Source organism: Candidatus Nanopelagicales bacterium (genome assembly GCA_041393815.1).
In the GTDB taxonomy this organism is placed as follows: Bacteria; Actinomycetota; Actinomycetes; order S36-B12; family JAWKJK01; genus JAWKJK01.
The window spans coordinates 144,400-161,244 of the sequence record JAWKJK010000008.1 but is presented as its reverse complement, the minus strand read 5'-3'; the positions used below and the strand labels follow the sequence as shown (position 1 = coordinate 161,244).

Annotated in this window: 17 protein-coding genes and 3 tRNA genes; 12 read left to right on the top strand and 8 right to left on the bottom strand. The window is 73.1% G+C overall.

Annotation, left to right across the window (positions count from 1 at the left end):
• Nucleotides 1-85 precede the first annotated feature (85 nt).
• Both R2737_17915 and R2737_17910 read left to right on the top strand, forming a co-directional pair.
• Nucleotides 86-346 carry a DUF1778 domain-containing protein gene (locus R2737_17915; protein MEZ5118138.1) on the top strand — a complete coding sequence of 87 codons (261 nt, stop codon included), beginning with the start codon at nt 86-88 and terminating at the stop codon, nt 344-346.
• Entirely contained in the window at nt 343-864 is a 522-nt protein-coding gene (locus R2737_17910) for a GNAT family N-acetyltransferase (GenBank protein ID MEZ5118137.1), read from the top strand. The genes R2737_17915 and R2737_17910 overlap by 4 nt, the downstream gene beginning before the upstream one ends.
• Before the next feature lie 3 nt (nt 865-867).
• On the opposite strand, the gene R2737_17905 is transcribed toward R2737_17910, so the two are convergent.
• From R2737_17905 to R2737_17895, 3 genes are all read right to left on the bottom strand, one after another.
• Nucleotides 868-944, bottom strand: a tRNA-Phe gene (locus tag R2737_17905).
• A gap of 107 nt (nt 945-1,051) precedes the next feature.
• A complete protein-coding gene (locus R2737_17900) occupies nt 1,052-1,384 on the bottom strand; it encodes a hypothetical protein (protein MEZ5118136.1) in 333 nt (110 codons plus the stop codon).
• A gap of 126 nt (nt 1,385-1,510) precedes the next feature.
• Complete coding sequence (locus R2737_17895; protein MEZ5118135.1) at nt 1,511-1,957, bottom strand: Fur family transcriptional regulator; 447 nt, start codon at nt 1,955-1,957, stop codon at nt 1,511-1,513.
• 298 nt (nt 1,958-2,255) lie between these two features.
• On the opposite strand from R2737_17895, the gene R2737_17890 reads away from it, so the two are divergent.
• From R2737_17890 to R2737_17860, 7 genes are all read left to right on the top strand, one after another.
• Nucleotides 2,256-2,516 (top strand): sulfurtransferase TusA family protein, encoded by a 261-nt coding sequence (locus R2737_17890; GenBank protein ID MEZ5118134.1) that lies wholly within the window; start codon nt 2,256-2,258, stop codon nt 2,514-2,516.
• Between the two features lie 3 nt (nt 2,517-2,519).
• Nucleotides 2,520-2,951: a hydrogenase iron-sulfur subunit gene (locus tag R2737_17885; protein MEZ5118133.1), complete on the top strand. Its 432-nt coding sequence runs from the start codon at nt 2,520-2,522 to the stop codon at nt 2,949-2,951.
• Between the two features lie 25 nt (nt 2,952-2,976).
• Entirely contained in the window at nt 2,977-3,459 is a 483-nt protein-coding gene (locus R2737_17880; GenBank protein ID MEZ5118132.1) for a DsrE/DsrF/DrsH-like family protein, read from the top strand.
• Nucleotides 3,460-3,528: 69 nt separating this feature from the next.
• The gene (locus R2737_17875; protein ID MEZ5118131.1) at nt 3,529-6,246 is read left to right on the top strand and encodes an FAD-dependent oxidoreductase; all 2,718 of its coding nucleotides are present in this window, start codon (nt 3,529-3,531) and stop codon (nt 6,244-6,246) included.
• Entirely contained in the window at nt 6,243-8,027 is a 1,785-nt protein-coding gene (locus R2737_17870) for a CoB--CoM heterodisulfide reductase iron-sulfur subunit A family protein (protein ID MEZ5118130.1), read from the top strand. Before R2737_17875 ends, R2737_17870 begins: the two co-directional genes overlap by 4 nt.
• Nucleotides 8,024-8,275: a hypothetical protein gene (locus tag R2737_17865; GenBank protein ID MEZ5118129.1), complete on the top strand. Its 252-nt coding sequence runs from the start codon at nt 8,024-8,026 to the stop codon at nt 8,273-8,275. The genes R2737_17870 and R2737_17865 overlap by 4 nt, the downstream gene beginning before the upstream one ends.
• A complete protein-coding gene (locus R2737_17860) occupies nt 8,272-9,468 on the top strand; it encodes a 4Fe-4S dicluster domain-containing protein (GenBank protein MEZ5118128.1) in 1,197 nt (398 codons plus the stop codon). The genes R2737_17865 and R2737_17860 overlap by 4 nt, the downstream gene beginning before the upstream one ends.
• Nucleotides 9,469-9,503: 35 nt before the next feature.
• Here R2737_17860 and R2737_17855 read toward each other — a convergent pair.
• The 3 genes from R2737_17855 to R2737_17845 form a co-directional block, all read right to left on the bottom strand.
• A tRNA-Asp gene (locus R2737_17855) sits at nt 9,504-9,580 on the bottom strand.
• Between the two features lie 13 nt (nt 9,581-9,593).
• Nucleotides 9,594-9,666: transfer RNA gene (locus tag R2737_17850), tRNA-Glu, on the bottom strand.
• Between the two features lie 26 nt (nt 9,667-9,692).
• A complete protein-coding gene (locus R2737_17845; GenBank protein ID MEZ5118127.1) occupies nt 9,693-10,373 on the bottom strand; it encodes a GNAT family N-acetyltransferase in 681 nt (226 codons plus the stop codon).
• A 38-nt stretch (nt 10,374-10,411) separates the two neighbouring features.
• Between R2737_17845 and R2737_17840 the strand changes: the two genes are divergently transcribed.
• Both R2737_17840 and R2737_17835 read left to right on the top strand, forming a co-directional pair.
• A complete protein-coding gene (locus R2737_17840; GenBank protein ID MEZ5118126.1) occupies nt 10,412-10,762 on the top strand; it encodes a metallopeptidase family protein in 351 nt (116 codons plus the stop codon).
• A gap of 200 nt (nt 10,763-10,962) precedes the next feature.
• On the top strand, nt 10,963-11,856 hold the full coding sequence (locus R2737_17835; protein MEZ5118125.1) for a DUF559 domain-containing protein: 894 nt from the start codon (nt 10,963-10,965) through the stop codon (nt 11,854-11,856).
• Nucleotides 11,857-11,949: 93 nt separating this feature from the next.
• On the opposite strand, the gene R2737_17830 is transcribed toward R2737_17835, so the two are convergent.
• Complete coding sequence (locus R2737_17830; GenBank protein MEZ5118124.1) at nt 11,950-13,167, bottom strand: L-threonylcarbamoyladenylate synthase; 1,218 nt, start codon at nt 13,165-13,167, stop codon at nt 11,950-11,952.
• A gap of 175 nt (nt 13,168-13,342) precedes the next feature.
• Here R2737_17830 and R2737_17825 point away from each other — a divergent pair, with 175 nt between their 5' ends.
• On the top strand, nt 13,343-15,082 hold the full coding sequence (locus tag R2737_17825; GenBank protein MEZ5118123.1) for a GGDEF domain-containing protein: 1,740 nt from the start codon (nt 13,343-13,345) through the stop codon (nt 15,080-15,082).
• Between the two features lie 84 nt (nt 15,083-15,166).
• On the opposite strand, the gene R2737_17820 is transcribed toward R2737_17825, so the two are convergent.
• Complete coding sequence (locus R2737_17820) at nt 15,167-16,699, bottom strand: hypothetical protein (GenBank protein MEZ5118122.1); 1,533 nt, start codon at nt 16,697-16,699, stop codon at nt 15,167-15,169.
• Nucleotides 16,700-16,845 lie beyond the last annotated feature (146 nt).

Below are 16,845 nucleotides of genomic sequence, written 5' to 3'. Positions count from 1 at the left end.
CCCGGCGCCCGGGGTGCCTCGCGGTGCGGAGAGAGGTTGACGAGGATTCCGTTGTGCGCACAATTGCATTACGAAGGGGGTTCCGATGTCGACCGAGACGATCAACATGCGTACCGACGCCCAGCGGAAGCGCCGGCTGCAGATCGCGGCCGACCTCGCCCACGAGACGCTGACGTCGTTCGTGCTGTCGGCGGCCGACGAGAAGGCTGATCGGGTCATCGCGAATGCCCGTACCACCCCGCTGCCGGCGGAGTTCTTCGACGACTTCTTCGAGGCGCTGGCACCCGAACCGAGCCCTGTCCTGGTGGAGGCGGCGGAGCGGCTGCGGCAGACCGTGCGCCGGTGACCGATCGACCTCGGTTCACGAGCGCTGTGCTGGACCTCGCCGTACACGATGTCTCCGCGTTCGAGTCAGGCGAGCCTGACCTGGACACCTGGCTGCGTGACCACGCCGGCCCCGCGGCACGGGCCCGCGTCGCCCAGACATTCGTGTGGACCGGGTCGGGCAGTGCTCGCGTCGTCGCGTTCTACGCACTCAGTGCCCACGGGGTACCCCGCGGCGAGGCACCGAACCGGATCGCCCGTGGCGTCCCCGACCCGGTGCCCGCCGCGCTGATCGCGAAGCTGGCCCTGGACCGCTCGCTGCGGGGGCGCAGGCTCGGCGACGTGCTCCTGGCCGACGCCCTCGAGCGGATCATCACCGCCAGTGAGTCTGGCCCGGCGGTGCGGGCGATCGTCGTCGATGCCGCGACCGACGGCGGTCGGGCTCTGTACGCGCGGTTCGGGTTCGTGCCCGTCCCCGGGCGCGCGGACCGATTGATCGTGCGCGCAGAGACGGTCGCGAGGGGACTGGGCCGGACTTGACTGTGGTGGCCAGGGGCGGGGTCGAACCGCCGACCTTCCGATTTTCAGTCGGACGCTCGTACCAACTGAGCTACCTGGCCGGGTAGGCGCCGACTGCTCCAGATGCCGCCGCCGGTGCCGTTGCGGGGGCACACGATACCCCACGCCGGGGCGGGATCCGTCCCCGCACCGGCGTGGGGAGGTCCGGTCAGGACAGCGCGGCGACCGCGGCTCGGGCGTCCCCGGAGGCGTCGTCGACGACGCGCATCCCGATGGTGCGCAGCGAGTCCGCCACGGTGTCGCACACGTCGTGAGCGACCACGACGTCGACCTCGTGGTCCTTCATGAAGCGGATGACGCGCGGGTGGTGCACCCCGTAGCCGTCCACCCCGTAGGCGTAGTCCCAGTTCACGACGTGCTCGGACCAGTCGGTCAGTTGCCCGTCGTGCAGCCGGCAGGTGGCCACGGTGTGGGCCTGGCCGAGGCGTTCGTGGATGGTGCCGTCCGGGTTCACCGGCACGCACGCGGTGATGTCAGTCATGGCGACCTCGGTTCTTATTGAGAAGGCTTCTCAACAGAACGAACCGTATCCCCTACCGGGCTGGGTGTCGATCCCTGACCGACCAACGGGCCTGGATCGTCGGGAGCGAGCCGGTGACTCTCGAGATCAGGCGCTGTCGCCCGTCGCGCTCCTGCGCCGACGGCCCGCCCCGCGCAGCTGGTCGCGCTGCCGGCAGGCGGCGCAGCGACCGAACACCTCCAGGGTGTGCGAGACCTCGTCGAAACCGTGCTCGGCTGCGGTCTGGTTGGACCACTGCTCCACGACGGGGCCGACGATCTCGATGGTCACGCCGCATCCACGACACACCAAGTGGTGGTGATGGTTCGGAGTGCAGTGCCGGTACACGGTCTCGCCGTCCGGTCGCACCATCACGTCGACGTTCGGCGTCAGGGCCATCGCGCGAAGCGTGCGGTAGACGGTGGCGCGACCGACCGACTCGCCCCGAGCGGCCAGCGCGTCGTGGATCTCCTGGGCGGAGCGGAAGTCGTCGAAGGACTCCAACGCCTCGGCGACGAGTCGCCTCGGTCGGGTGGATCGAACGCCGATCACCATGGCTCGCTCCGCCCTGGTCGTCGTGGACGTGACGTGGAACACAGGGCGTTCCCCGCACTTCGTACCCAACCCGGTATAGCATTCATTATCGAGACTCAGTCTCAACAGGGCGATCCCCGCAACCCCAGTGCGGGGATCGCCGGGGACGAGGTGGGTGATGGCTCGACAGCGGGTCCGGCGTGACCCCCGGGGCGCCTCCACGGCGCCGTCCGACGCCGGCCGCCTGGCTGCAGGCCCACCCATCTCGGTCCCCGCCCGGTAGCCCCGAGGACCTATTCAGCCAGGGAGAACGATCGCCATGACCGCCACCGTCGAAGAACTCAAGGGCCTCGTCGAGACCACCGTCGTGGACGCCCGCGGCACCTCGTGCCCCGGTCCGATCCTCGCGGCGAAGAAGGCGATCGGCGCCGTGCCCGTCGGCGGGGTGATGGAGGTCCTCGCCACCGACAGCGGGACCCTGAAGGACATTCCGGCCTGGTCGAAGAAGATGGGGCACGAGTACCTCGGCTCGTACGACGACGCCGGCTACCTGCACCTGTACCTCCGCAAGTCGAAGTGACCCGTGTCCGATCCTGTCCGGGATCCGGTCGGGACGCAGCCCCGGATCCTGGTCTTCTCCACGATCACCATCTCCGACCCGGGGATCGACCTGGCGGGTAGCCGTCACCTGGACTACCCGTCCACCGTCCAGACCCTGGCCGTCCCCTGCAGCAGCGGGATCAAGCCCTCCTGGCTCGTGCACGCCTTCGAGCGCGGGTTCGACGGCGTCTTCATCGCCTCCGACGGCGAGGAGTGCTCCTACCGGGGCGACTGCGCCGAGCGCACCGCCGCGCTCGTCACGCAGGCGCAGGACCTGATGAGGGAGCGCGGCCTGGACCCCCGGCGGCTCAAGATGGCCGCGGTCTGCTCGGTGTGCGCCGAGCCCTTCGTGGCCTACATGCGTGAGTTCTCCGAGGCTCTCCAGCAGCTGAGCCCCGTCACCCCGGCCGCCTGAGCGGCTGACCACCGAAGAGGGAACCATGGCCAAGAAGACGATCATCGTCTTCAGCGGTGACTACGACAAGGTGATGGCCGCCTTCATCATCGCCAACGGGGCGGTGGCGATGGGCGACGACGTCACCATGTTCTTCACCTTCTGGGGACTCAGCGCGCTGCGCCGACCGGAGCGCGCGCCCGCTGGCGTCACCGCATCGAAGAGCGCGCTGCAGAAGGGCTTCGGGGCCCTGATGCCGCGCGGCCCCGAGCGCCTGGGGCTGTCGAAGTTCAACTTCGGCGGCATGGGGCAGCGGATGATGAAGAAGGTCATGCGGCAGGAGAACGTCATGCCGCTGCCCGAGCTGATCGACAGCGCCCGCGAGCTCGGCGTGCGGCTGATCGCCTGCACGATGTCGATGGACGTCATGGGCATCAGCAAGGAGGAGCTCGTCGACGACCTCGAGTACGCCGGCGTCGCCACCTACCTCGACGAGGCCGACGAGTCCAACGTCAACCTCTTCATCTGATTCGTCTGACCCGTCCGACCTACCCCCCAGAGGGATCCCGGGCAGCCAGCGAGACCACGGGAGCACACGATGGACCACGACGTCCTCGTCATCGGCAGCGGCATCGGCGGCATGGAGTCGTCGATCAAGCTGGCGGACATGGGATACCGCGTCCTGCTGGTGGAGAAGGAGCCGAGTGTCGGCGGCCGGATGATCCTGCTCAGCAAGGTCTTCCCGACCCTGGACTGCGCCAGTTGCATCTCGGGTCCGAAGATGTCGACCACCATCAACCACCCGAACATCACCACGATGGCGTACAGCCAGGTGGAGGGGATCGAGCGGGGCGACGGCGGCACCTTCACCGCGACGGTGCGGGAGAAGTCGCGGTTCGTGGACTGGTCCGCCTGCACCGGGTGCGACGCCTGCCAGACCGCCTGCACCGTCGCCGTCCCGGACCAGTTCAACGCCGACCTGGCCGCCCGGCGCGCGGCCTACATCGCCTTCCCCCAGGCGGTCCCGAAGAAGGCGGTGCTGCAGCGCGAGGGCACCTCCCCCTGCATCGCCTCCTGCCCCGCGGGCATCAAGGCGCACGGCTACGTGTCCCTCATTCGCAGCGGCAAGTACGAGGAGGCCTTCCAGCTCGTCCTCGACGCGACGCCGCTGGTCGGCACCCTCGGCCGGGCCTGCTACGCACCGTGCGAGACCGAGTGCACCCGCGCCAGCCTCGAGGGCGCCGTCCCCATCCGGCTGCTCAAGCGGTTCGTCGCCGACTGGCACTACTCCCGCTTCCAGGGCACCGGGGTGGAGCCGGCCGCGCCGAACGGGCGCAGCGTCGCCGTCGTGGGCTCCGGCCCCGCCGGTCTCACCGCGGCGTGGCAGCTGGCCCGCCGCGGATACCGGGTCCGCATCCTCGAGGCACGCGCGGAGCCCGGCGGCTTCCTGCGGCACGCCATCCCGTCCTACCGGCTGCCCCCCGAGGTGGTCGAGGCGGACATCGCCAACGTCACCGCGATCGGCGTGGAGATCTCCTGTGACACGCCGGTCCAGGACCTGGCGGCCCTCAAGGACGCGGGGTACGACGCCGTGGTCCTGGCCACCGGCACCCAGCTCGCCACCCTCATGGACATCCCCGGCGAGGACGCGACCGGCGTACTGACGGGCCTGGACTTCCTCAACGACGTGGCGAACGACCGGGCGCCCGACCTGGCCGGCAAGCGGGTCGTCGTCATCGGGGGCGGCAACGTGGCCATGGACGCGGCTCGCGCGGCACGTCGGCTCGGCGCCGCGGAGACGCGGGTGGCCTACCGCCGCGGCCGCTCGGAGATGCCGGCGCACCACGTCGAGGCCGACGACGCGGAGAAGGAGGGCGTGGTCTTCGACCTGCTCGTCTCGCCCGTCACCGTGGTCGCGGACGAGAACGGCACCGTGACCGGGATCCGGCTGCAGCGCATGCGTCTCGGCGAGCCGGACGCCTCCGGACGGCGTCGCCCCGAGCCGGTCCCCGGCAGTGAGTACCTGGTCCCCTGCGACGCGGTCATCTCGGCCATCGGAATGGTCCCGGACTCGGCGCCGTTCGCGGCCCTGGCCGGGGTCGTACGGGGCAGCCAGGTGAAGGTGGACACCACCACCCTGCAGACCGACATCCCCTATCTCTTCGCTGCGGGCGACGTGGCGGCCGGGGCCACCGACATCACCCGGGCGATCGGGGCCGGGCGCCGCGTGGCGCACACGGTCGACGCGTGGCTCGACGGCCGCCCGCTGGACGGCTTCACGGCCCTCGACGGGCTGCTGCCCACGGTGGACAAGGCGACCGTCCTGGCCCGGCAGAAGCGGTTCGGGCACCGGAACCCCGTCACGGGCGAGGTGGTCCTGCTCCCCGAACCGGCCGGGTTCGACGAGATCGAGCAGCCGCTGACGGAGGAGCAGGCGCTCGCCGGCGCCGGCTCGTGCCTGGACTGCGGCGTCTGCTCGGAGTGCCAGGAGTGCGTGAAGGCCTGCCCGGCGGACGCCATCCGCATGGACATGCGCGACACGTTCCACCAGGTCACCGTCGGCGCCGTCGTGCTGTCGACCGGGCACAAGCTGTTCGCCGCCGACCTGAAGCCGGAGTACGGCTACGGCCGCTTCCCCAACGTCATCACCGGCATGCAGATGGACCGCCTGCTGGCCCCGACCCGCCCGTACAACACCGTGCTGCGACCCGGCGACGGCAAGGTGCCGGACCGCATCGCGTACGTGTCCTGCACCGGATCCCGAGACCAGACGGTGGGCAACCCGCTGTGCTCGAAGTTCTGCTGCATGTACTCCATCAAGCAGAACCAGCTGATCATGGGGGCCCTCCCACTGGCGGACGTGTCCATGCACTACATGGACATGCGGGCGGCCGGCCGGCGCTACGACGAGTTCTACGAGCAGGCCAAGGACATGGGCGCCACGTACATCAAGGGCCGCGTCGCGGAGATCCGGGAGAAGGACGACGGCGACCTGGTCCTGCGCTACGAGGACATCGAGAACGGCGGCGAGATCGTCGAGGCCGAGTACGACCTGGTCGTACTCGCCGTCGGAATCCAGCCCAACCGTGAGGTGGAGCGGCTGTTCGGCGACACCCCGCTCGGGCTGGACGAGTTCTTCTACGTCGCCGAGCCCAGCGAGGAGCTGCACCCCGGCCAGACCGACATCCCCGGAGTCTTCGTCGCCGGGACGGCTGCGGGGGCCAAGGACATCGTCGACACCATCCTGCACTCCGGCGCCGCCGTCGCCCAGGTGGCCGCCCACCTGGAGCACGCCAGGACGGAGGTCCCGGCATGAGTGACGAGACCTGCACACCCGCTGCGACCGAAGGAGCCGAGGAGCACCCCCAGCGCATCGGCGTCTACATCTGCCACTGCGGGGGCAACATCTCCGACTTCGTCGACGTCGACGCCGTGCGCGACGCGCTCAAGGACGAGCCCGGTGTCGTGGTGTCCGAGGCGCCGATGTTCGCGTGTGCCGACGGCACCCAGCACGACATGATCGACGACATCCACCGGGACGACCTGGACGGCCTGGTTGTCGCGTCCTGCTCGCCCAAGCTGCATCAGGTGACGTTCCGCAACGTGTCCAAGCGGGCCGACATCAACCCGTACAACTACACCCAGGTCAACATCCGGGAGCAGGGCTCCTGGGCCCACCAGCACGACCGCGCCGGGGCCACGGAGAAGGTGATCGGGCTGGTGCGCGCGGGCGTCGCCAAGACCCGGCTGTCCGACCCGCTCGAGCCGCTGGTCGTCGAGACGGTGCCCCGCACCCTGGTCGTCGGTGCCGGGATCACCGGCCTGCGCGCCGCCGTCGGTCTGGCCGATGTCGGCATCGACGTCGACCTGGTGGAGCGCGAGGAGAACCTCGGCGGGTGGATGGCCACCTTCGGCCCGACCTTCCCGCGGGACCGCGCCGGCCGTGACGAGATCGCCGAGCTGGTCGAGCAGGTACACGCCCGGCCCCGGATCACCGTGCACACCCGTACCGAGCTGACCGGCAAGTCCGGCAGCTTCGGCAACTACGCGGTGCAGCTCACCACGCACGGCCCGGACGGCGACCGGGTCACCGAGGTCACCGTCGGCTCCGTCGTCGTGGCCACCGGGTTCGACACGTACGCGCCCGAGCCCGGGGAGTTCGGCTTCGGGATCGACGGGGTCCTGACGCTGCCGGAGTTCAAGCGGCTGGTGGAGGAGTCCGAGGGGACGTTGCGCCACCGCGGGCGCGACGTGCACTCCGTGGCCTACGTCTACTGCGTCGGGAGCAGGCAGGAGGCGCCCGGCAACGAGTACTGCTCGAAGTTCTGCTGCACCGCGGCCATCCACGCCTCGCTCCAGGTGGGCGCCGTCGACGCCTCCGTCCGCCAGTTCCACCTGCACCGGGATGTGCGGGCGTACGGCAAGAACGAGCTGCTCTACACCAAGTCCCGCGAGGCGGGCTCGGTCTACCTGAAGTACCCCGACGACGGTCCCCCGACGGTCGAGGAACTGCCCGACGGGCGGCTCGGGGTCACCCTCATCGACGTCCTGACCGACGGTCGCGAGATCACGCTCCCGGTCGACCTGGTCGTACTCGTCACCGGCATGGTGCCCCGCCGCAACGAGGCCCTGGTGGACCTGCTCAAGCTGCCGCTGGGCAGTGACGGGTTCTTCAACGAGATCCACCCCAAGCTGCGCCCGGTGGAGACCGTCGTCGACGGGGTCCTGATCGCCGGCTGCTGCCAGGCACCGGGCAGCGCCGCCGAGAGCGTGGCGTCCGGCCTGTCCGCGGTGACGCAGAGCGCGGCGCTGCTGAAGAAGGGGTACGCCGAGCTGGAGCCGCTGGTGGCCACCGTGCACCCGGACGCCTGCACCGGCTGCGGTGACTGCCTCGAGGTCTGCCCGTACGCCGCGATCTCCCTGGTCCACTGCGACGGCGCTCCCGTGGCGTCCGTCGACGCGGCGGCCTGCAAGGGCTGCGGCGGTTGCGTACCGGTGTGCGGCGACAACGCGCTGGACCTGCTCGGGTACACCGATGAGCAGATGCTCGCCGCCATCGACGGTCTGGTGGATCTGGTGAAGGAGCCGGTCGGATGAGCCAGCAGCTGCGTGACACGTACGAGGTCATCCGTGAGGAGCCGCTGATGCACCGGCCGATCCTGGCCGCGGTCGCCGACGGCCCCCTGACGATCGTCCAGATCGCCGAGCGCATCGGGCACCCCGCGCACGAGACGCTGTACTGGGTGATGGGGATGCGCCGGTACGGCTGGCTGGTGGAGGGCCCGGAGGCCGACGACGACGGCTACTTCGCCTACTCCGACGCGCGCAAGGAGGTCGTGCCGTGACCACCCTGGTCAACCCCGACCTGATCACCGACCTCCAGCGCTTCGGCGCCATGCAGGTCAACGCCTGCTTCAGCTGCGGCAACTGCACGGCCACCTGCCCGCTGGCGGACAACGACGCCACGTTCCCGCGGCGCTTCATCCGCCTCGCCCAGGTCGGCCTGGAGGCGGACCTGGTGGCGAGCAAGGAGCTGTGGACCTGCTACCAGTGCGGGCAGTGCACCAGCAAGTGCCCCACCGACGCGGACCCGGCCGAGTTCATGGCCACCTCCCGCCGCTACGCGATCGCGCACTACGACCGGACCGGGCTGGCCCGGGTGATGTCCACGCGGCCCGTGCTGGGGTGGCTGGTCGCGGCCCTCGGGGTCGCCTTCTTCTCCCTGTTCCTGCTGTCCACCCGCGGCCCGGCCAGCACCGAGTCGCTGGCGCTGTTCGAGTTCGTCCCGTACCACGTCATCCACTGGCTCGGCATCGGTGTCATGGCCGTCGTGGCGCTGGCCAGCCTCGTGGGAGCGGTGTCGCTGGCTCGGGACATGGCCCGCAAGGACGGCGTGCGCTTCCGGACGCTCGTCGGAACCGCGGCTGGGCGGGCCGCCGCCGTGCGCGCGCTGTGGTTCTCAGTCGGACGGGAGTCGTTGGGGCAGAGGCGCTACCGGGAGGACTGCAAGGACGACGACCCGGTCGAGCCGCTGTGGCGCCGCCGCTGGATCGTGCACTTCGTCACCCTGTGGGGCTTCCTCGGCCTGCTGGCCGCGACCACGCTCGACTACGGGTTGGACGTCCTGGGGATCAAGGAGACCGGCGCGGAGGTCCCGCTGTGGTACCCGACGCGTCTGCTGGGCACGGTGGCCGGGATCGCGTTGGTCTACGGGGTGACCGTCTTCATGGTCAACCGGGTCCGGGCCGACAGCTCGTCGTACCGGGTGTCGACCTCGACGGACTGGATGTTCCTGGTCCTGTTGTGGCTGACCGGTGTCACCGGGTTCGTGATCGAGGTCGCGCTCTACGCCCCGCCGACCCCGGCCTGGGGCTACGCGGTGTTCGTGGTGCATGTGGCGATCGCGATGGAGCTGCTGCTCTTCCTGCCGTTCACCAAGTTCGCGCACGTGATGTACCGGCCGATCGGGCTGTTCTTCTACGGTCTGGCGAAGAACCCGGTGCCGGTGGAGGAGCGGGAGCGGGAGACGGTGGCGTAGGCGGCCGCCCGGCGCGCACGCCGACGGACCAAGGGTGGCGACCCCGACGGGACTCGAACCCGCGACCTCCGCCGTGACAGGGCGGCGCGCTAACCAACTGCGCTACGGGGCCTCGTGGTGAGGCGTGCCCCCAACGGGATTCGAACCCGCGCTGCCGCCTTGAAAGGGCGGAGTCCTAGGCCGCTAGACGATGGGGACCAGCACAACGCACGGCCGTCCGTCGACTAGCCGTCGAGGGCCCGCACAGCATAGGGGAGCCCTTCTGCAATCTCCAAAGCGGTGACGGGGTCGCTGGCCAGGCGGGCGTGCAGGTGCTCGTCGTGGTACGCCCCGTCGCCGAACCGGTGGCTGCTGCGTAGGAGCCCCTCCCGGGTGAAGCCGGCCCGTTCGGCGGTGCTGCAGGACGCGTCGTTCTCGACCGCGTGGAACAGCTCCAGCCGGTGCAGGCCGTGCTCGCCGTACGCCCACCCGGCGGCGGCGGCGAGTGCCTGCGTGGCGACGCCGCGGTGACGAGCGGTGGGGACGACCCAGTAGCCGACCTGGGCCACCCGCTGGTCCTCGTCCCACAGGTGGACCGAGACGTAGCCGAGTGCCGTGGTGTCGTCGTCGTGCGGGGTCACGGCCCAGGACACGCCGGACGCGCTCGCCCAGTCGGCCTGCCGCGCGCACCAGGCCCGGGCGTCGCCGTCCCCGGGCTCCTCCGGCATGCCGGCGATGGGGTTCCAGGCGCGCCCGTCGGGATCGCGGGCGATGGCGAGGACGGCGGCCCGGTCCCCCGGGCGGTCCGGGTCCCAGGGGCGCAGCGCGAGCCGGCCGGCCGGGACGCGGCACGGGGTGGTCGGCCGCGGGGCGGGCGCCGGGGTGGCCGGAGGTTCGGTCGGGGGGGACGTCGGGCCGGGGGTCACGGTGGGCACGGTACTGCCGGTCGCGGCAGGATCGACCCGTGCTGGACGTGCCGCCGCCGCAGTTCGAGGACCTCGTTGCCGAGGCCCTGGAGGAGATCCCGGCCGAGCTCGCGGCGCTGGTGGACAACGTGGTGATCGTGGTGGAGGAGGAGGCGCCGCCGCACGATCCGCACCTGCTCGGGCTGTACGAGGGGGTGCCGCTGACCGAGCGGGGGACCTGGTACGCCGGGGCGATGCCGGACCGGATCACGCTGTACCGCAAGCCGATCCTGCGCATCTGCGACACGTACGACGACGTGCTCGACGAGGTGCACGTGACCGTGGTGCACGAGATCGCGCACCACTTCGGCATCGACGACGACCGCCTGCACGACCTCGGCTACGACTGACGAAGATCCCCGCGAGACACCAGAAAGGGCCGGGTTCCGCGGGTCCCAGCGGGCCCCTTCTGGTGTTTCGCGGGGATCTCCGGCGCTCGGGGCAGCCGTCTCCGCGGCAGCGTCCCCAGTCCGGGTGCTTCGGTGCGGTCCGTCCACAGGGGAGCCGCGGGCGCCGCGGTCCGAGTGCCGTTGGCTCGACCCTCGTGCGCATGCGCACCGCGGGGGAGTCGAGGGGGCCGTTCCGGATCGCGTCGCACCACGGGGGTGAGCCGCGGACGGGGAGGTTCCGGTCGGCCGCGTACCGCAGCCCCACCCGTGCGGTCCGGGCCGCGGCGGACGCCCCCGACGGCGTCGAGGCGCGGTGCGACGCATTGCTCCTGGTTCTGCCGCCGTGCGCGGTCTTCTACGCCCCGACGGCGGGGCGGCTGTGCGGAATGCCGGTGCCGGCATACGCGGACTCGGGTGGCCGGGTGCCCCACGTCGCCGTGCCCGCCGACGCCCCGGACCATCCGCGCCGCCGCGGCGTGCGGATCCATTCGGTGCGGCTGCCGGCGTGGGACCGGGCGGAGGTCGATGGCCGTCCCGTCACGGACCCTGCGCGGACCTTCGTCGACCTCGGTCGGTTCCTGACCCTGCCGGATCTGGTCGCGGTGGGGGACTGGGTCCTGCGGGAGGGCCTCACCACTCGGAACAACCTCGCTCGGCGGGCGTACGAGGCCTTCGGCTCCCGCGGGATCCGACAGGTACGGCGTGCCTTGCCGCTGCTCGACGAGCGGGCCGAGTCCCCGCAGGAGTCGCGACTGCGGGTCCTGATCGTGCTGGCGGCGCTGCCGGCTCCGGTGCCGAACTACGTCATCCGCGACGAGTTCGGCGGTTTCCTGGCCCGGGGCGACCTCGTCTACCCCGAGCTGCGGATCGTCATCGAGTATGACGGGGCGCACCACGACGACCCGCGGCGGCGCCGGGCCGACGCGACGCGTCGCGCGCTGCTGCGCGAGCACGGGTGGTACGTGGTCGAGATCCACGCGGACGACCTGCGTCACCCCGACCGGGCCGTGGCGAAGGTGACCGCGGCCCTGCGGGTGGCCGGCGCCCGCTGGTAGATCACCGCGAAACACCAGAAAGGGCCGGGTTTCGCGGGTCCCGGCGGGCGCCTTCTGGTGTTTCGCGGGGATCTTGGGGGGCCGGGGTCCGGATTACGCAGTGGGGTGCGCGGCGCGGGTCAGGCGGTCGCGGATCGCGGCCACCAGGCCGGCGTCCGCAGGATCCGTGGGCCCGGCGCCCGCGGGACCCGGGGTGCCAGCGTCCGCGGGACCACGGGGCCGGTCATCCGCGGGACCACGGGGCCGGTCATCCGCGGCCTCGGGCGGGACCGCGATCACGGTCGTCAGGCCGAGGGCGTCGGCCTCCCGGAGCGCGGCGTACAGGACCCGGGCGTACGCCGCCACGTCCTCCGGCGCGGACAGCCGGACCACGCCCGGGGGCGTCGGCACCTCCGCCAGCGCCAGCAGCCCGGTGTCCGGTACGCCACCCGCGACCCCCGGGGGAACCGTCACCTCGGGCTCCGCCGGCGCCCGCAGGCCGTCCGGCGAGGCGGGTCCCGGCGACGTCTGCTCGGCCCGACCCCCGAGGTGCGCGCCCTCGAGTCCCTCAGCCAGGACCACCCGGGCCTTCGGGGCGTAGTGGGAGGCCAGCGTCCCCGGTGCCCGGACCTCCGGCGCGGACGGGGACCCGGACCCGGTCGGCTCCGCCGGGATCCAGCCGGCCGGCTCCACCGGGAGCCCGGTGACCCGCTCCACCTCGGCCGCGGACACCCCGCCCGGGCGCAGGATCCGCGGCCGCGGTCCGGTGCAGTCGACGATCGTCGACTCCACCCCGACCGCGCTCGGCCCGCCGTCCAGCACCAGGTCCGACGGCCCCAGCGACGGCCCGAGCTCCGCCAGCACGTGCGCGGCACTCGTCGGGCTGACCCGGCCGAAGCGGTTGGCGCTCGGCGCGGCCAGGCCGTGCGGCGCACCGTCCGGGTCCCCCACGTCCAGCCCACGGAGCACCGACAGCGCCAGCGGGTGCGCCGGCACGCGCAACGCCACCGTGTCCTGCCCCCCGGTGACGTGGTCACCGGCCCGCGCGGAGCGCCGCAGCACCAGCGTGAGCGGTCCCGGCCAGCAGGCGGCAGCCAGCGTCCGGGCATAGCCCGGCACGTCCACCGCCCACGCGGAAAGCCCCGAGGCAGAGGCCAAGTGCACGATCAACGGGTGGTCCGCGGGCCGGCCCTTGACCGCGTACACCCGGGCCACCGCGTGCGGGTCCGTGGCGTCGGCGGCCAGCCCGTACACCGTCTCCGTCGGCAGCGCCACGAGCCCGCCGGCCCGCAGCACCGCGACGGCATCGGCCGGCTCGGTGCTCGTCCGCACGCTCAAGCCGGCATCGGATGACGAGGACACGGGCGCCATTGTCCCGGGCCTACGGCGCCCCGCCGCCCGGCATCCCGTTCGGTAGCCCAGGCAACCCGCGCCCCCTCGGTGCCACCATGAACGTACGGGCCGATCACGGCGCCGTGGCCGCGATCCCGCCCGGCAGAGGTCACGGATGCCCGACGACCGCGACGGCACGATCGTGCGCACCTCGCTGACGGCTGCCCGGCTGCTGGCGGGCGGCGCGATGGCGGTCGCGCTGCTGGTCAGCCTCGGCGGCCTCCTCGGCCGCGACCGCTCCGGCGTCGCCTGGCCGGGCGGGGCCCCGGTCACCGCTCTCGGTCCGGTCCTGGTCGCGGTCCTCGCGGGCGGCGTGCTCCTGCAGACCTTCGCCCCGCGACTCACCCGGCGGGCCGGCCGGACGCTCAGCGCGGCGGCCGCCGGCATCGCGGTGGTCCTGATCGTCACGTGGATGACGGCCCTGCTGCACTACCGCGGGACGCTCAGCTACGCCGACGCCCTTCGCCAGGTGGTCGAGGACACCCCCGGTCGCCCCAGCGCCCAGACGGCCGCCGCGGTGCTGTCCCTGGCACTCGGCGGCGTGCTGCTCACCCTGGGCGGCCGCCGCACCGGCATCGCCTTCCCCCTGGTCCAGGTCCCCGCCTGGTTCCTCATCGTGGGGGTCCTGCTGGCGCCCCTGTACGGGGCCACGCACGCCTTCGTCCTCGAGGAGGGCACCGGGATGTCGTACCCGGCCGCCCTCGGCCTCGCGCTGGTGGCCGGCGCCACGGCCGCGGCGCGCCCGGACCGGGCGCCGATGACGCTGCTCACCGACCCGATCGGCCGGCGGATCCTGGTCCGGCTCGCGCCCCTGATCCTGGTCCTCCCGCTGGTCCAGGTGACGATCGAGAAGTTCACCGAGGCACGCGGGGCCACCCACGAGCAGGCCATGACCGACAGCAAGCTGGCGGTCGTCCTGGTCGTGGCGGCCTACGCGGCGGTGCTGTCCCTGCTGGAGGCCCGCGCCGAGCGGCGGCTGGCCCGGGAACGGGCGCTGGTCGCCGCGTCGTTCCTGCACGCCCCGTCCGCGATGGCCCTGGTCACCCCCGACGGCCGGGTCCGCCAGGCCAACCCGACCCTGGCCGCCCTGGTCGGGCGGCAGCCGGACCTGCTCGTGGGGCTGGAGCTCACCACCTTGGTGGGCGAGCCGGACCGGCCCGGCCTGCTGCAGCGTCTCGAGGCGGTGGCATCGGGGCAGACCGCGTACGAACGGTTCGACGTCGGCCTGCTGCTCCCCAGCGGTTCCACGCTGTGGGTGGACGTCGGTGTCACGCCCGCGGCCACCGAGGACGTGGATCCCGTGGTGGTCGTCCAGCTGGTCGACGTGACCGACCGCCGCGCACGCGAGGCGTCGCTGGAGCAGCGTGCTACGCACGACCCGCTGACCGGGCTGGGCAACCGCGACCTGCTGGCGCGCGTGCTGGACGAGCAGGGCGCCCGCCCACGGGAGGACCGGGAGACGGTCGTCGTCTACGTGGACCTCGACGGGTTCAAGGAGGTCAACGACCGGTACGGGCACGACGTCGGTGACCGCGTCCTTCAGCTGGCCGCGACACGGTTGACGGACGCGGTGCGCGCGGAGGACCTGGTCGCCCGGTTGGGCGGGGACGAGTTCGTGGTCGTGGCGGAGGTCAGCGACGGCGGCGAGGTGCACGGGCTGGTCGAGCGGCTGCGGGCGGTGCTCAGCGGCGACCTCGAGGTACCCAGACGGGAGGGCGAGCCGGTGCGGATCCCGCTGGGCGCCAGCATCGGAGCCACCATGGACCGCGGCCGGGACCGCGAGACCGTCCTCGCCGAGGCCGACCGGGCCATGTACGAGGACAAGCGCCGCCGCGCCCTCGCCCGCCCCCGCTGACCCCCCTCCTGGTGGAACCTTCGACCAGCCCCGCGCACGGCGCGGGCGGTCGTACGTTCCCCCAGAGGGTCGTCGGGTGGGAGGTCAGTGGCGCATGCGGTGGCCGCCGGACCGGAAGGCGCCGTCGGGCACCTCCGTACCCGACGGGTCCGCCGCCAGGGTGTCCAGCAGGGCCAGGTTCGCGGCCACGTCCGCCACCTCGTCCGGCCAGGACCCGGTGTCCCGCAGCGCCTCCGGCAGGCCCTCGTAGCCGGCGGCGGCCGCCGCGTACCGGGACCGCGCGGCGGGGTACGAGCCCAGCCGGCCCAGCAGCGCCGCCGCCTCGTGGTCGCAGCCCACCGCGCGGTCGGGGTGCCCGTGCTCGCGGTAGGCGTCCCGCGCCGCGTCCAGCAGCGACAGCGCCTCCACCGCCTGCTCGGGGTCGTCGCCCCGCCGGGTCGCCAGCACGACCGCCAGCCCGTGCCGGGCGTCCGCGGCCGCGACCGGGTCGCCGGCGGCCTCCGCGCCCGCCACCGCGGCCTCCAGCGTCGTGACCGCCTCGTCCACCCGGCCGGCCTCGTCGTACGCGACCCCCAGCGAGGAGCGCAGCGCCGCGGCGGGGCCCGCCCCGGACCCGCCCGGCCCGGACCCACCGGCCTCCGCGGTCGCCAGCGCGGCGGCCAGGACGTCCACCGCCTCCGCCGGGCGCCCCGCGGACACCAGGCCGTCGGCCAGCCCCGGCGCGGCGCCGAGGACCGCCGCCGTGTCGCCCAGCCGGGAGAAGTCGTCGAATGCGGCCCGCAGCGCGGTCAGCGCCTCGTCGGTACGCCCGTCCGCGGCCAGGGCAGCACCGAGCAGCTGGCGGCTCGCCGCGACCAGCGCCGCATCCCGCTCCGGGTCGGCGTCCCGTACCACCAGCAGCGCCGCGCGCGCCGCCTCGCCCGCCTGCCCGTCGTCGAGGAGCACCGCGGCCCGCTCGTACCGGGCCCGCAGCGAGCCCGCGGGGTCGGCCCGCTCGGTCTCCCGGATCCGCCGGTCCAGGCCGGCCAACGCGGACACGTGGTCCCCGTGCGCCTGGGCGAGGGCGGTACGGACTGCGTCCAGCGCCCGGCGCAGGTCGCGGCGCCCCCAGCCGCGCACCAGCGGGGTGGCTGCCTCCACCGCGGCCGACGCCTCCCCCCACCGGCCCGCCGCCGCCAGCGTCTGCGCGCGCACCACCCCGGCGTACGCCTCCAGCAGCCCCAGGTCGCCGTCGTCCTGGCCCGGAGGCGGCAGCGCCGGGCTGGCGCGCTTGAGCCAGCTGACCGTGTCGTGCCGGCCGTCCGCGCGGAGCAGGTCGACGTAGCGCCCGGCGTCGTCGAGCCGCTGCAATGCCTCGTCGGTGCGGCCGAGGACTGCCAGGGCCTGCGCCATCCGGACCTCGGCGGCGGCGATGCCGTACGCCGACTCCCGGGCCCGGGCGGCGTCCAGGGCGCCCCGGGCCGCGGCCAGCGCGCGCTCGGCCGGGCCCAGGCCGTCGGCGCCCGTCCCGTCCTGTCCGCGCCCGTCCGCCGGAGGCCCTCCGGGGTCGCTGTGCTCGTCCGCCATCACCGCCAGCATGCCGGACCGCCGCGGCCGGTGCAGTCCGATCGCGGTCACGCGGGCGGGTGCTCGACGCCACGACCCGGCGCGATCCCGCCCCGCACCGAGATCCCGGCCCGCACCGAGATCCTGCTCGCTACGAAGATGCCGCCTCGTGCCGCGATGCCGCGTCACGCTGCGACCACACCCACCCCGGTGCCACC

Excerpts from the sequence above, each read along its gene's own strand:
- R2737_17900 (MEZ5118136.1), bottom strand. The coding sequence starts at position 1,384 with ATGACTGACATCACCGCGTGCGTGCCGGTGAACCCGGACGGCACCATC.
- R2737_17890 (MEZ5118134.1), top strand. The coding sequence starts at position 2,256 with ATGACCGCCACCGTCGAAGAACTCAAGGGCCTCGTCGAGACCACCGTC.
- R2737_17880 (MEZ5118132.1), top strand. The coding sequence starts at position 2,977 with ATGGCCAAGAAGACGATCATCGTCTTCAGCGGTGACTACGACAAGGTG.
- R2737_17865 (MEZ5118129.1), top strand. The coding sequence starts at position 8,024 with ATGAGCCAGCAGCTGCGTGACACGTACGAGGTCATCCGTGAGGAGCCG.
- R2737_17895 (MEZ5118135.1), bottom strand. The coding sequence starts at position 1,957 with ATGGTGATCGGCGTTCGATCCACCCGACCGAGGCGACTCGTCGCCGAG.
- R2737_17825 (MEZ5118123.1), top strand. The coding sequence starts at position 13,343 with ATGCCCGACGACCGCGACGGCACGATCGTGCGCACCTCGCTGACGGCT.
- R2737_17915 (MEZ5118138.1), top strand. The coding sequence starts at position 86 with ATGTCGACCGAGACGATCAACATGCGTACCGACGCCCAGCGGAAGCGC.
- R2737_17875 (MEZ5118131.1), top strand. The coding sequence starts at position 3,529 with ATGGACCACGACGTCCTCGTCATCGGCAGCGGCATCGGCGGCATGGAG.
- R2737_17870 (MEZ5118130.1), top strand. The coding sequence starts at position 6,243 with ATGAGTGACGAGACCTGCACACCCGCTGCGACCGAAGGAGCCGAGGAG.
- R2737_17835 (MEZ5118125.1), top strand. The coding sequence starts at position 10,963 with ATGCGCACCGCGGGGGAGTCGAGGGGGCCGTTCCGGATCGCGTCGCAC.